The organism is Nitrogeniibacter mangrovi (genome assembly GCF_010983895.1).
In the GTDB taxonomy this organism is placed as follows: Bacteria; Pseudomonadota; Gammaproteobacteria; order Burkholderiales; family Rhodocyclaceae; genus Nitrogeniibacter; species Nitrogeniibacter mangrovi.
Genome location: NZ_CP048836.1, coordinates 3840769 through 3856707 on the forward strand (window position 1 = coordinate 3840769; position 15939 = coordinate 3856707).

The window sequence follows — 15939 nt, forward strand, 5'->3', positions numbered from 1 at the left end:
AGCGCGCAACCGCCTGATCACTGAACATCGCGTCGTACCCGGCCGCGCGCCGGCGGCGCTCCCGACCCCGGGAGAGACACCGTGAGCTATTCGGCCCAAGCCTATCTGCGCCGCCAGTACCTGTGCGTGCTGCGCCGCTGCGCCTTCCTCAACGCCTTCGCCAGCTGGATGCTGCTGGCCGCGCCCGCCGCCATGGCCGCGCAGCCGGGCATCGTCACCGACGGGCGCACCCAGACGACGCTGACCCAGGCCGGCGCGGTCACCGACATCACCACGGCGACGGTCAAGGGGCAGAACGCGTTCAACTCCTTCTCGCGCTTCAACATCGGCGCCGGGCAGACGGTCAATCTCCACCTGCCGGCGCAGGCGGCCAATCTGCTCAACCTGGTGCGCAACGAACGCAGCGTCATCAACGGCGTGATGAACGCCTACAAGAACGGCCAGATCGGCGGCAACGTCTTCTTCTTCAACCCGCACGGGATGGTGGTCGGCGCGCAGGGGCAGATCAACGTCGGCAGCCTCACCGTGGCCACCCCGACCCCGGCCTTCATGGACCGCCTCGTCGGCCCCGGCGGGGTCATCGACGACGCGGCGGTGAACCAGGCCCTGTCGGGCGAGATCCCGCTCTCGCCCACCGGGCTGATCACGGTCAAGGGCACCATCCGCGCCGCCCGCGCCGCGCAGCTGGCGGCGGCCACGGTCAACATCGACGCCGGTGCGCGCATCGAGGCCGGCGCGGCCACGCGCAGCGGTTTCGGCGCGCTGGTGAACATCGACGGCCTCGAAGAGGGCGCCCGGCTGCTCCAGGACGGCGACACCGTGCGCATCGTCGCCGCCGACGCGGTGAACGTGGCCGGCGAGGTGCGTGCCGATGGCGTCTCGGGCGAAGCGGCCGGGCGCATCCGCATCGAGGCCGGCGGCGACATTACCGTGGCCGACGGCGGCCGGGTGGCGGCCGACGGCCACGGCGCCGGCTCCAACGGCGGCGACATCCGTATCTACGCCGAGAACACCGCCACCCTCGCCGACGGCGGCGAGGTGTCCGCCCGCGGCGGCGAGGTGTCGGGCGACGGCGGCTACATCGAATTCTCCGCCGCCGACACCGTGCGCCTCGAGGGCGGCGCGCTCAAGGCCGGCGCGGTCGATGGCCAGCGCGGCGCGATCCTCATCGACCCGAGCCACATCGACGTGACCGCCGACCGCCTCACCGACGGCGCCGACCTGGCGCTGATCGCCGACGACAGCATCACCGTGCACAGCAACGTCACGATCTCCACGCGTGACGTGGCCAACCCGGCCACCGACGATCACCTGACCGCCGCCTCGCAGGGCGATTCGGGCGACCTCACGGTGCGCGCCCGCCAGGTCGAACTGCAACAGGGCAGCCGCCTGCTCGCCCACGGCGACAACGGCCACAGCGGCGGCGATGTGACCGTCGAGGGGCGCGAGCTGGACGCCATCGGCGCCAACCGCAGCGCCGACGCCAGCGTCTCGATCACCGGCGCCACCATTACCGGCAAGGACATCCTGATCCGCTCGCGAGCCGAGACCTCGGGGCTCACCGAGCTGCTCGAAAATGCCCCGGGCACCACGGTGGCCGACGCCCAGGCCTGGCTCGACAACGAGCTCGACGATCCGGTCGACGGCGTCGGCGGCGCCTTCCTCACCGTCACCACCTCGGCCACCGCCACCACCGAGGTGCTCGGCAGCACCATTCACGGCAGCGGCAAGGTGACCATCACCAGCGAGGCCGGCGCGCGCTCCGGCTTCGAGAAGACCGCCACCGCCACCACCACGGTGGGCGACTACAACGGCATGGCCAGCGACATCCGCGGCCTCACCGTGAACATCGGCTCGAACGCCAGCACCTCGCTGGTCTACACCATCCTCGGCACCGCCACCCAGCTGCTCGACCAGAGCTGGCTGCCCGATCCGAACGGCTCGACCATCCAGACCCTGGACGACACCCTGTTCGACTTCAACTCGGTGCCGCTGGTCTCCCTGTCCACCGCCATCGCCCACACCACGGTGGACGACGCCACCCGGATCACCGGCGCCGACACCGTCACCATCGATTCGAACGCCACCTCGGCCGCCAAGCCGGGCTTCAGCAGCCCGTTCCTGTTCTCCGCCGCCTGGGGCGAGTCCACCGCCGAGGCGCGCACCCGCGTGGTCGGCACCAGCCAGATCGTCGCCACCCACGCCCTGTCGGTGAACGCGAGCACCGACACCGAGGTGGAGGTGACCGCCTCGGTCAACTCCATCAACAAGCCCATCGACGCGGTCTTCGTCCATGCCGACACCACCATGACCACCGAGGCCACGGTGGGCGACGACACCGAGACCACCGGCGGCAGCATCGGCGTGCACGCCACCACCGACGGCCGCGTCATCGCCACTGCCGACGCCAAGAACACCGGCGGCAGCGGCGTCGGGCTCGCGGTGGCCATCAGCAACATCCAGTCGGACACCACCGCCACCCTGGGCGGCACCGCCAAAGCCCTGTCGGGCGACGTGGACGTGAACGCCCAGGCCGACGTGGAGGAGAACACCTCCGCCAACGCCGCCACCCTGGGCAATCCGAACACCCTGTCGGCCAAGATCACCAACTTCAAGGCCGGCATCCAGCGCAACGTGGTGGGCAGCATCCTCGGCGCCACCGGCAAGATCAACCCGACCACCGCCGACCGCCTCACCAGCTTCCTGTTCCCGGGCATCAAGGAAGGCAAGTTCAACGCCGCCGGCGCGGTCGGCTGGGCCGAGGCGGCCAACACCGCCACCGCCTCGATCGCGCCGCTGGCCGATGTGACCGCCAGCGGCGGCATCTCGGTGCTCGCCAGCATCAAGGACCAGCCGAGCTCCAGCGCCGGCTCCAAGACCAGCTCCACCGGCACCGCCATCGGCGGCGCGGTCTCGCGCGGCCACTTCGCCAACACCGCGACCGCCTTCATCGGCCAGGGCGCCACCGTGGACGCCAAGGGCGCGCTGCTCGTCGATGCCCACACGCTCGTGCCCTACCCCTGGCAGATCAACTGGCACGACCCGGAGGAAATCCTCAACTTCCTCCAGGGCGGCGTGCTCGACATGTTCCTGTCCACCTATTCGATCAACTCCGCCAAGGGCAAGAGCGGCATCGGCCTGGCGGTGGGCGTCAACATCTACGACCTGGCCAACACCGCCGACGCCTACATCGACGAAGGCGCGAAGATCAACACCCGCTACAAGGCCATCCCCGGCCTGGCGGCGCAGTCGGTGAAGGTCAGCGCCGCCAACGACGTGAGCATCACCGGCGCGGTCGGCATCCTGTCGAAGAAATTCCTCGGCACCAGCGGCGGCAAGGCCGCGCTGGGCGGCTCGGCCGGCCTGCTGTCCATCGACACCCAGGCCTCCGCCACCATCCGTGGCGACGCCGAGGTCAACAGCGCCACCACGGTGGACGTGGATGCCAACAACACCCAGCGCCTGGTCGCCGTGGCCGAAGCCGGCGGCCAGTCGGACGCCGTGGGCGTGGAAGGCGCGGTCTCGGTCAACACCCTGACCAACACCTCGCTGGCCGCCATCGACGACGACGCGACGGTCGAGGCCGGCGGCGACGTGAGCGTGGACGCCGAGGGCACGCTGAAGAACATCTCCGTGGCCGGCGGCGTGGTCGCCACCAAGGGCCAGGTGGGCATCGGCTTCTCGGTGTCGGTCAATACCATCCACTCCACGGTGGACGCCTACATCGGCAACTTCGATCCGCTCGGGCTCGATCTGGTCCCCGCGCTGGGTCATGTGAGCACCTCGAGCCATGTGAACCTCACCGCGCTGTCCGACATCTCCCAGGGGGCCTACTCGGTGGCCGGCGCCCTGGCCACCTCGAGCTCCGCGCAGACCGACATGCCCGCCGGCGCCAGCGACACCCAGGATGGCGGCAGCAAGGCCGGTGCCAACAAGGCCGGCAAGGGCAAGTTCGGCGTCGCGGTCTCGGCCGACGTGTCGCTCAACGACATCAGCGCCGACACCTCCGCCCACATCAGCGACGGCGTCCAGGTGACCCAGGCCGACGACGTGGCCCTGAACGCCACCAACACCCTGGCCCTGTCGGCCCTGTCCGGCGCGGTCACCATCTCCACCCAGCAAAGCGGCAACGGCCTGGCCGGCTCCTACGCGCAGAACAGCCTCGCCGGCACCACCGACGCCTACGTGGACGACGCCACCCTCAGCGTGAGCGGCGACGTCACCGCCGACGCCAAAACCACCGGCTTCATCGAGACCCTGTCGGCCTCGGTGGCCGGCACCAAGGGCAAGCTCGGCGTGGCCGGCTCGGTGTCCATCAACGACATCGACAACCGCACCCGCGCCTACCTGAGCCGGGTGATGCTCACCGGCGTGGGCTCGGTGACCCTGTCGGCCAGCGACGATTCGGCCATCCGCGCCATCGCCGGCGCCGTGGCCTTCGGCGGCAAGGCCGGCGTCGGCCTGTCCTTCGGCTGGAACCATCTGCACAACGAAACCGAGAGCTGGATCGCCGACAGCGACGTGGACGCCAGCGACCTGGTCACCGTCAGCGCGCTGACCGACAACAGCATCGACACCATCTCCGCCGCCATCGGCGCCAGCAAGGGCCAGATGGCCGGCGCCGGCGCGGTGACCATCAACACCATCGACAACGCCACCCGCAGCTGGATCGCCGGCCAGCACGCCGGCGACGGCATCGACGCGGTCAACGGCGTCATGCTCACCAGCACCGACAGCTCGCGCATCTTCGGCCTCGCCGGTGCGCTGGCCGGGTCCACCAACGGCGCCGGCGTGGGCGTCGCCTTCGCCTGGAACGAGGTGAACAACACGGTGGACGCCGGCCTGACCGACAACACCGATGTCGACTCGAGCGCCGGTTCGGTGGTCGTGGACGCCGGGTCCACCACCCATATCGAGGCCATCGGCGCCGGCGGCGGCGTGGCCAACAAGGTCGGCATCGCCGGCTCGGGCTCGGTGGTCGAGACCGGCAACACGGTCAGCGCGCACATCGACGCCGGCAGCACCGCCAGCGCCGACGGCAACCTGCAGGTCGCAGCGGCGGACGACGTGGTCCTGTTCAGCCTCGCCGGCAACGTGGCCGGCGGCGGCCAGGCGGCCATCGGCGTCTCCAACTCCACGCTGATCACCGACAACACGGTCGCGGCGCGCATCGACGGCACCGCCACCGGGCGCGGCAGGCACGGCACCATGGACGTGGCCACCGGCACCCGGGACGGCAACGGCGATCCCGAATCGGTCGCCGGCACCGGCGTGGCGGCCACCGCCACCTCCTTCGAGGCCATCCAGACCATCGCCGCCGGCGGCTCCGGCGCCGGCTCGGTGGGCGTGGCCGGCTCGGCGACGGTCACCGTGATGGACGAGACCACCACCGCCAGCGTCGGCGCGAACGCCCGGATCAACCCCAACGACGACGGCGCCGCCGGCCAGGACGTGACCGTGCGCGCCAGCGACGAGACCACCCTGCTCGGCGTCGCCGGGGCGGTGGCCTTCGGCGGCCGCGCCGGGGTGGGTGCCGGCGCCGACGTGGGCGTGATCGACAAGGCCACCACCGCGCGCATCGACACCGGCGCCGGGGTGAACGCCAAGGACACGGTCACCGTGGACGCGCGCGACCGCGAGGACATCACCTCGGTGGCCGCCTCGCTGGCCGCCGGCGGTTCGGCCGGCGTGGCCGGCTCGGCCTCGGTCTACACCCTCGGCATCGACACCCTGGCCGAAATCGCCGACGCGGCGACGGTGCACAGCGACGGCAACGTGGTGGTGAGCGCCGACGACGCCAACGAGATGGACCTGATCGCCGGCAACGGCGCCTTCGGCGGCAGCGCCGGGGTGGGCGCCTCGGCGGCGGTGGCCATCGTCGACAAGACCACCACCGCCCGCGTGGGCGACGGCGCCACGGTCGATGCCCTCGGCAACGCGGCCGGGCTCACCGTGGCCGACGGCAGCTTCGACACCACCTACACCGCCAACAGCACCGACGAGGGCGAGATCAGCGCCCCGGCGGCGAGCAACCCCGACGGCAGCGACAGCGCCGCCCTCAGCGGCCAGCGCACCGGCACCCGCGGCACCGCCAGCGGCTTCCAGGGCCTGGCGGTGACCGCCACCAACCAGGACGACATCGAAACCATCTCGGCCACCGGCTCGGTGGCCGGCTCCGCCGCCATCACCCTGGCCGGCGACGTGAACGTGCTCACCACGCACACCACCGCCGAGATCGGCGACAACGCCGACATCAACCAGAACAACGGCGGCGCGGGCGCCGGCCAGTCCATCCTCGTCGCGGCCGGCAACGACCACTACCAGATGGGCATCGCCGGCTCCGCCTCGGGCGCGGGCGCGGTGGGCATCGGCGCCGGCGCCGACGTGCTCGCCGCCCATCACACCACCGTCGCCCGCGTCGGCGACTCGGCCCACCTGCGCGCCAACAAGGACGTGTCGGTGCTCGCCCAGGCCAGGGAAGAGGTGCTGTCCATCGCCGCCGGCCTGGGCATCGGCGGCACGGTGGGCGTGGCCGGCTCCACCTCGGTGCTGTCGATCACCGATGAAACCCGCGCCACCACCGGCACCGGCTCGGTGGTCGACGCCGACGGCAACGTGCGCATCGCCGCCCATGACGACACCGAGACCGACGTGATCGACGGCACCCTCGCCGCCGGCTTCGGCGCCGCCGGCGTGGGCGGCGCGGTGGGCGTCACCCGCATCGAGAAGGACACCACCGCCGGCGTCGGCGTCGGCGCCACGGTCAATGCCCGCGGCAACAACACCGGCTTCATGCAGGCGCTGTCCGGCAACGACCTCACCGACCGCGACCCGATCACCGGGCTGATGGTCGAGGCTACCTCCTCCGAAGACGTGTTCTCGGTCGCCGCCAGCGGTGCCGGTGGCTTCTATGCCGGGGTCTCCGGCGCGGTGACCGTGTCCAGCATCGCGTCGGACACCACCGCGGTCATCGGCAGTGGCGCGCTCGTCAACCAGGGCGTGAGCAACGCCAGCGCCACCCAGGATGTGAACGTCAGCGCGAAAAACCATGTGAAGGTCGATGCTTACACCGGCTCGCTCGCCCTCGGCGCGGTCGGCGCGGCCGGCGGCGTGGATGTGGGCAGCGTGCGCAACGACACCACCGCCCTCATCGACGACAACGCCGCCGTCGATGCCCGCCGCGATGTAGACGTCAATGCACTCGCCGGCGCCGACGTCGACTCGGTCACGGTCAGCGCGGCCGGCGGCCTCGGCGCCATCGCCGGCGGCGTGTCGGTGTATTCGGTCGGCAGCGGGCTCGACAGCGAAGGGCGCGACCGCCTCAAGTCCGACGGTGGCGACTTCGCCGACGTGAACAGCTATGCCGACGACCAGGCCAGCGACGGCAGCGTGAACCAGCTGCTGTCCGGCTCCAGCGATGCCCGCATCCGCGATGCCGGCACCCGCAGCCAGACCGCGCGCGGCGCGGTGAGCATCTCCACCGACCTGGCCAGCGCCAGCACCGCCGGCACCACCGCCACCATCGGCGACGCCACGGTCACCGCCGGCGGCGCGATCGACATCGACGCGCGCCAGGACATCGACGCCAAGCTGCTCGCCGGTGGCGCCTCGGTCGGCGCCGTCGGCCTCGGCGCCGGGGTGGGCGTCCTGTCGATCAACGCCGGCACCGCCGCCGACGTGGCCGCGCAGGCCACCCTCGACAGCACCGGCCCGCTGTCGGTCAGCGCCCACACCGTCACCGTGAGCGACCTGACCGGCTTCGCCGGCTCCTACGGCGGCCTCGCGGTGGATGCGGCGGTCGCCGTCGTGCACGACGACAGCACCACCCGCGCCGCCCTCGGCGACGGGGTCCGGCTCACCGGCGCCGGCGCCGTGTCGGTCGACGCCAGCGACCAACGCAGCGCCCACAGCGAAGCGGTGGGCGTGAGCGTGGCCGGTGGCGCGGCCGTGGGCGCCTCGGTGGCCACCGCCGAGGTCGGCGGCGCCACCACCGCCGCGGTCGGCAACGACCTGCAGCTCGGCCAGTCGGTTGCCAGCGCGGACAGCCTGAGCGTCACCGCCGACGCCGACACCAGCGCCGATGCGCACACCATCGCCGGCAAGGCCGGCATCGGTCTGGCCGCCAGCGGCTCGGTGGCCACCGCCAGCGTCGACCCGAGCGTGAGCGCCACCCTCGGCACCCATGCGCAGATCACCGTCGCCACCGGCGTGGAGGTGAGCGCCACCGCCACGCCCAAGGCCACCGCCAACGCGCTCGGCGTGAACGTGGCCGGCGGTGTCGGCATCGGCGCCTCGGTGGCCACCGCCGACACGGCACCGCAGATCACCGCGGCGATCGGCAGCAGCGCCATCATCCGCGCCGACCGCGTCTCGGTCAGCGCCACCCAGGACAGGAACGGCGATTCGACCTACGCCTACGCCCGCGGCGCCGCCGGCGGCGTGCTCGCCGGCGTCAACGCCACCTATGCCGAAACCAACAACGCCGCCCAGGTGAGCGCCAGCATCGGCGACGACTCGGAGCTCACGGTCGCCAGCACGGTGGCGGTCAAGGCCGACAACGACAGCGCCCAGCGCACCGACGTGACCGGCCTGTCGGTGGCCGGCCTGCTCGCCGCCGGCGCCACCATCGCCCACGCCAACTCGGACACCACCACCACCGCCGTGCTCGGCAACGGCGTCGAAGTGGCGAGCAACGGCGGCCTCACCGGCCTGCTCGACGTGAGCGCCACCAGCCGCGACAACAACGTCGCCAGCGCCCGCTCGGGCAGCGGCGGCCTGATCGCCGGCTCGGCCGCCAGCGTGGGCACCCGCAGCACCGCCGACACCCGCGCCAGCGTGGGCAGCGGCGATCCGGCGCACACCCTCAACGCCGCCCAATTCACCCTCCAGGCCGACCACACCAGCACCTTCAACGGCAAGGTGGACAGCGTGTCCGCCTCGGCGGTGGGCGCCAGCGGCTCGAAGGCCCGGCACACGGTCGACAGCACCGTGATCGCCAGCCTCGGCGACAACGCGCGCGTGAACGCCAACGTGGTCGACGTGGACGCCAACAACCGCGCCTACAAGCTGTGGTGGGGCCAGAGCACCCCGGCGGGCGACGCGGCGGCCAACCCGGACACCGCCGCCTGGAACATCCAGTCCGGCTCGGGCGGCGCGCTCAACGCCGCCGCGGGCAGCAGCCAGAGCGTGGTCAACCTCGACACTCGGGCGCTGCTCGGCCAGGGCGCCAGGGTGCATGTGATGATGCCCTCGGTGGGCGAAGGCCTGTTCACCATGGACGCCTTCAACGACATCATCGGCCACGACAAGGTCAAGCTCGATTCGGGCGGCGCGGTGGCCATCGCCAAGACCGAGGTGAGCTTCATCGCCACCACCGACGCGCGGGTGGACTTCGGCGCCAATGCCGACGTCACCAGCGACCTGGGCGACATCGACGCCGGCTCGCGCAGCGCCGTCGATCTGGACACCCGCGCCTCGTCCGACACCTACGGGCTGGCCGGCGCGCCCTCGGGCAGCGCCCGCTCGACCTGGATCGGCGACCACACCACCACCGTGGCCAGCGGCGCGCAGCTGCTCGCCGACCAGGGCGAGGTGCATCTGGGCGCCGGCCAGGCCAGCGACGGCACCCGCAGCGACGTGGAAGCCGATTCGGAAGTGCGCCTGTGGAACAAGACCGCGTTCCCGATCAACTCCGATCCGGACCCGGTCTCCACCCTCATCAGCAACGCCCGCTTCAACCTCGACGGCGGCGCCCGCATCGACGCGGCCGGCAACATCTCGCTGGCGGCCGACCGCGGCGACCTGCGCGCCTATCACGTGGGCATCGGCAAGGACATCTACCGCGAGGCCGGCTCGACCATCGTCAGCGGCATCAGCAACGCCTTCGGCGGCGACGACGTGTCCTTCGACATCACCGGCGGCGACGACGTGATCGGCGGCACCTCCACCGCCAGCATCCAGGGCACGGCGCTGGCGGGCATCCACCGTTTCGAGTCGCTCACCCTCGACTACGAGCTGGTGGACCAGAACGGCAACGTGGTCACCAGCCCGGTGCAGGACCCGAGCTCCGGCCTGGTGCTGTGGCGCCTCAAGGCCACCGCCAGCGACGGGGTGAGCTACACCATCGACCCGGCGGTGGGCATCGCGGCGGCCATCCAGGCGCGCATCGACAAGCTGCGCAGCCTGATGGAGCAGTACGCCGCCGATCCGGTGGCGGTGGCGGCCTACGAATCGGAGATCAAGTTCCTGCAGTTCAAGCTGGTGGAACTGGGCCTGGCTTCGGGGGACCCGAACGGCACCAACTTCAACACCGGCAACTGGAACAACCCCAGTCCGAAGGAGCGCAAGCAGGACGAGATCGACCTGGTCCAGGCGCAGATCGACGACCTCAACACCAGTATCATCGGCTCCACCGGCACCGCCAACGTGACCGTGGACGGGGTGCTGCTGAGCCAGTCGGGCATCGGCACCGACGCCGGCACCCTGGTGTCGAAGGCGGACAGCCTCAACACCAACAACAGCAGCATCACCAGCACGCTCGCCTCGATGGGCAACTTCTCCGCGAGCGATGCGGACTACCAGCAGATGAACACCCTGCGGGCCTCGGCGGCCAGCCTGCGCAACGACATCAACACCCTGCAGGGCCAGCTGGCCTCCGACCAGAGCGCGCTGAACACCAGCAACACCAAGGTGAACACCCTGCTGGGCAACATCGCCGGGCGCCAGACCCAGATCGACACCCTGCTGGCCAACGGCGGCTCGCAGACCCAGATCGACGCCCTGCGCGCGGCCAACGACACCGACCGCGCCGCGGCCAGTGCCGAGCTGGACGTGCTCGCCGGCCTGCTCGACGGCATCGCCACCCGGAACGCCCAGCTCGACCAGAAGAGCGGCAGCCTCAACACCACCTACACCACCATCAACAGCCTGCAGACCACGCTGCGCAGCCGCTTCGCCGGCAGCGGCGACAGCAGCAAGGTGACCACGGTGGTGAGCCTGCAGAACACCAACACCGGCCTGCGCAGCGACGTGGGCAGCCTGGCCGGCAGCATCGGCAGCGCCGAGACCTCGATCGCCTCGGCCAACACCTCGGTGGACGGCAACAACACCTCGGTGCAGGGCTTCGAGACCGATCTGAGCAGCGCCAACGGCAATCTGGCCACCCTCGAAGCGCAGCTGCCGGGCCTGTCGGACGTGCCCGCCAACGGCCCGATCGCCGACTTCGTCCATGTGAACGACATCACCGTGAAGCTGGGCAACATCGACGTCACCGCCGACAACCTGATCGGCAGCGGCAGCCTGCTCGCCCCGGGCGACGCCAAGATCAGCATCGTGAACAACACGCCCGACTTCCTGGTGCTGGGCAAGCTCACGGTGGACAGCGACAGCGGCGGCGAGGTGCGCCTGAACGGCTTCCTCATCAACGACAACCACGAGATCGGCCGCATCAACACCAGTGCGCCGGCGCCGACGCTCACCCTCGACACCAAGCACAACAACAACGCCGGCCTGCCGCAGATCGAGGTGATCAGCAACTACGACCCGAACAGCGCCAAGAACGCCAACCTGCCCGCGCCCTCGCCCGACATCCAGCTCGAGGGCGACGTGGACAACCCACTGGGCAGCGTGCGTGTCTACAGCCAGGCCGGCAGCATCTACGTGGATGGCGACATCCGCGCCGCCCAGGTGGACGTGAAGGCCGACAACGGCGACTTCGTGCAGAGCTTCGTGGACGGCTTCTACCACACCTCCGGCGACCCGGCGGCCAACGTCCAGGGCGGCCAGACCAGCACCCCCGCGGGCAACGGCATCATCGCCAACGGCAGCGTGTTCATCAGCGCCCGCTTCCTCAACATCAACGGCCTGGTGCAAAGCGGCATCGAGCAGTGGAACCTGACCCTGCCGAGCACCCCGGTGCTCACCGGCCCGGCCAGCCTGTTCGGGCTCAACCAGTCCGCCCTCGACGCGCTCACGGTGGCCTACAAGAACCACACCGGGCCGCAGTACACCACGCTGACCACCCCCTCGGGCGGCACCGTGACCTACAACGCCAAGCTCGAACGCATCGAGGCGAGCACCACCTTCGCCGACGCCGACATGAACTCCGCCGGCTGGGCCCAGCGCACCAGCGCCTTCGGCGGCCTCTACCCGCTCATCTCCGCCTACGGCAACATCGGCGCCAGCTACGATCCGTCGGTCAGCGGCGGTCAGTTCGTGCTCGACGGCGAGGCGGTCAAGGGCGGCTACATCCAGCTCTACGGGCAGATCCTCAACACCGCCGGCAACGCCGCGCGCCTCAAGGTGCTCGACGGCTTCGGCCAGATCAAGGTGACCAACCCGACCGACCGCGCGGTGGTGGTCGGCAACCTGAGCACCGGCATCGACGCCGACGGCTCCGGGCGCGGCATCAAGGGCGTCATCGACATCACCGACATCCAGCAGGTGAGCACCAGCGACGGCAGCGTGGACAGCATCCACACCGTGCTCACCCGCGAGAACGGCACCGTGATGGTCGATCGCACCGGGCGCTGGGTGGGCAACACCTTCGACGCCAACTACCACTACACGGGCGCCGACCTGGCCGCCACCGACGGGCGCAACACCGCCTACAACCCGCAGTCGGGCCTGCGCTACGTGTGGACCACCGCCACCGACAAATCCACCAAGACCTACTGGGAGTTCTCCGGCACCCAGTTCCTCGGCATCTCGCAGCTGCGCACCAAGCCGAGCGGCCATGTGGAATCGAAGAGCGGCCCCTACACCACCGGCACCCGCCGCCTCGACGACGGCACCTACCTGGAGCGCAACACCAGCCTCGCCGGCACGCCCCTGAAGACCAACAGCTCCACCAAGACCACCTCGGACACCTGGACCAAGACCAAGGAATGGACCGACTGCAACTGGTGGACCATCTGCATCGCGCAGGACTACCACTCCAAGTGGACCCAGGCGACCAGCACCACCACGATCACCAAGTACTCGCTCAAGGCCGACTACCCGATCGCGGTCGAATTCTCCGGCTACGACACCGGGCTGGTGGCCATCAACTCCAAGAGCAATGTCATCCTCGGCGGCACCATCAGCAACCGCAGCGGCACCACCGAGATCACCGCCGGGGTGAATCCGGGCGCCGCTTCCGCGCAAGGCGCCAACGCCGCGCTGGTGAAGGCCGGGCAGTCGATTCTGCAAGGCAGCGACACCGCGCTGGTCACCGGCGACACCATCGCCATGGCCGCCTCGCACAGCATCGGCACCACGGGAGCCAATGGCGTACCGGTCAACATCGACCTCAACGGCGGCACGCTCAACGCCGCCGTGGCCGAAGGCAACCTCGCCCTGCGCCAGGCCAATGGCGACATGATCATCGGCAACGTGTTCGCTGGCGGTAACGCCAACGCCGGACTCGGCCAGGTGTTGCTGGCTGCCGACGGCAACCTGGTCATGGCCGGACCGCTGTCGAGCGTCACCGGCAACAAGATCGAGCTGGTGTCCGACAACGGTGCCATCGGCTCGGCGGCCGCGCCGATCCGCCTCAACGCCGGCTATACCGACACGCTCACCCAGCGCGGCGGCTACGGCGTGAGCGCCAGCGCCCGCGGCGACATCTTCCTCGACAGCCTGGCCTGGAGCGGCAACCCCGAGGCCGACCTGCTGGTCTCCAGCATCGCCTCGGCCACCGGCGACGTGCAGGTGCGCACCCCGGGCCGGATCATCGACAACAACCCCTTCGAGCAGGTGGACCAGCGCACCTACAACGAGCTGCTCACCCTGTGGGAGCAACTGGCGCTGCTGGAGAACACCCAGGCCAACGCCGACAAGCAGGCCGCCGCGCTGGCCGCCTTCGAGACCGGCGCCACGCAGGACTACCGCAACTACTGGAACATCCGCAACCAGCAGGCCGACCCGGGCAGCTACGATCCCAACTTCCAGGTCACCCTCTCGACCACGCAGGAGCAGGCGCTGCGCGACGACCTCGCCCGCCAGGGCAAGACGCCGGCCGAGATCGACGCCGTGGTGCTCGGCTACACCGCCGACAAAACCGCCGAGTACCACGCCCTGCACCAGAAGCTGTACGTGAGCCCGGCCTACGACAACCTCATCCCCACCGGCTACCAGGACGGCTTCGCCTACGCGGCCACCCAGGGCGAACAGGACGCCATCCTCAAGGGTTCGTCGTGGACCGAGCATGAGCTGGGCATCGCCCTGTCGCCGGGTCTGCTCAAGGAGACCACCGACACCAACCCGGTGATCAAGGACCCGAACATCGCCGGCCACACGGTCACCCTGCTGGCCGACAAGGGCGTCGGCGAGACCGGCCAGGTACGCCACATCGACCTGACCCAGAACCCCGGCAACATCTCCGACGACGACAAGGTGGCGCTGGCCGCGGCCGAACGCAGCGACCTGTCCATCAGCAGCAGCGGCGTGGCCACGGTCGCCCAGCGCAAGCCGGTGGTGGTCGCCGCCGACGGCAGCCTGTGGGCCACCGACGCCAGCGGCCAGGCGGTGAGCGGCGACGTGTTCCTCGCCTCCGAGAGCTCGGTGAACGTGGGCGCCATCCTCGCCACCGGCGAAGCCCGTCTCAAGGCGGTGGGCGACATCACCCACGGCGCCGGGCCGGGCCTGCCGTCGTTCTCGGCGGGCAGCCTGATCCTCGAATCGGCCAAGGGCGGCATCGGCACCGCGAGCACGCCGGTGCAGGTGATGCTCGACGACAGCGCGCCGCTCGTCGCCCGCGCCGATGGCGACATCTTCATCACCCAGCTGGGCAACGACCTGGCGGTGGACACCATCTACTCGCGCAGCGGCGTCACCCTGGCCGCGCCGGGTTCCATCCTCGATGCGTTCTCGACCGACGACATCAACATCCGCGCCGCCTCGCTCGACATGCTCGCCGGCGGCAGCATCGGCCTCGGCAGCGACTTCCTCGACATCGGCCTCGGCCCGCGCCTGGCCACCGACACCGACGACACCGGCTGGCTCACCGCCCGCGCCGGCACCGGCGTGTATGTGCGCAGTGCGCTGCTGCCGCTGATCCTGCATCAGGTGGACGCCGGCACCGAAGTGCGCGCGCTCGGCGGCACCGACGTGGAGGTGCAGGGCGGCGTCAATGCCCCGCTGGCCGTGGATATCGCCGCCGGCAACGATGTGCGCTTCAGCGGCGGCACGATCACCACCGACACCGCCACCATCGCCGCTGGCGGCGACGGCACCGGCAACGTGGTCGGCAGCGCCGGCAGCGCGCCGGACATCGTCGCCACGAGTTCCGCCTTCGTCACCGCGCCGCAGGGCATCGGCACCGAGGCGCCGCTGCAGGTACGCACCGCCGAGCTCGACCTGGAGGCCGACACCATGGACGTGGCGGCCCGGCCGCTCGCCCTGGGCGACCCGCTCCTGGTGAACGCCACCGGCGTGGGCGGCACCCAGGCCAGCGACGCGGTGCTCGCGCTCACGAGCACCGACTCGGTCACCGTCGGCCAGCTCTATGCCGACACCAGCACCACCACCGCGACCACCCCGCTGTTCACCATCGGCGACGGCCACCTGGGCGACTGGGCCAAGGTCTACACGCCGAGCTTCGCGATCCGCGTCGATCATCACGACCGCCGCTTCCAGCCCGGCTTCGACGTGCGCGCCTTCACCCTCAGCGGCAAGTACGACATGGTCGTCACCCCCGACACCGCCCTGATCGGCGCCTACATCCTCACCAAGAATCCGAAGAAGGTGGTGTTCAGCAACCCGGGCGGCGTCGCCGACCTGCGCAGCCGCGGCCAGCTCAACGCGCTCGAGCACCAGTCCAGAAACGACAAGAGCAACCGCGTCGCCGCCGCCAACGTGGAGGCCTACGCCTCCGGCGCCGGGGATCTGGTGTTCGTCGATCCGGCCATCTTCGAATGCCAGCAGGGCGACGACCCCAACGCCTGCGCCGACGAATGAGAC

At 70.7% G+C, this 15939-nt stretch carries 1 protein-coding gene; it reads left to right on the top strand.

Annotated elements, in window-relative coordinates:
- The first annotated feature begins 81 nt into the window (after nt 1-81).
- Nucleotides 82-15936 (top strand): leukotoxin LktA family filamentous adhesin, encoded by a 15855-nt coding sequence (locus G3580_RS20305; RefSeq protein ID WP_173767769.1) that lies wholly within the window; start codon nt 82-84, stop codon nt 15934-15936.
- The last annotated feature ends 3 nt before the right edge of the window (nt 15937-15939 follow it).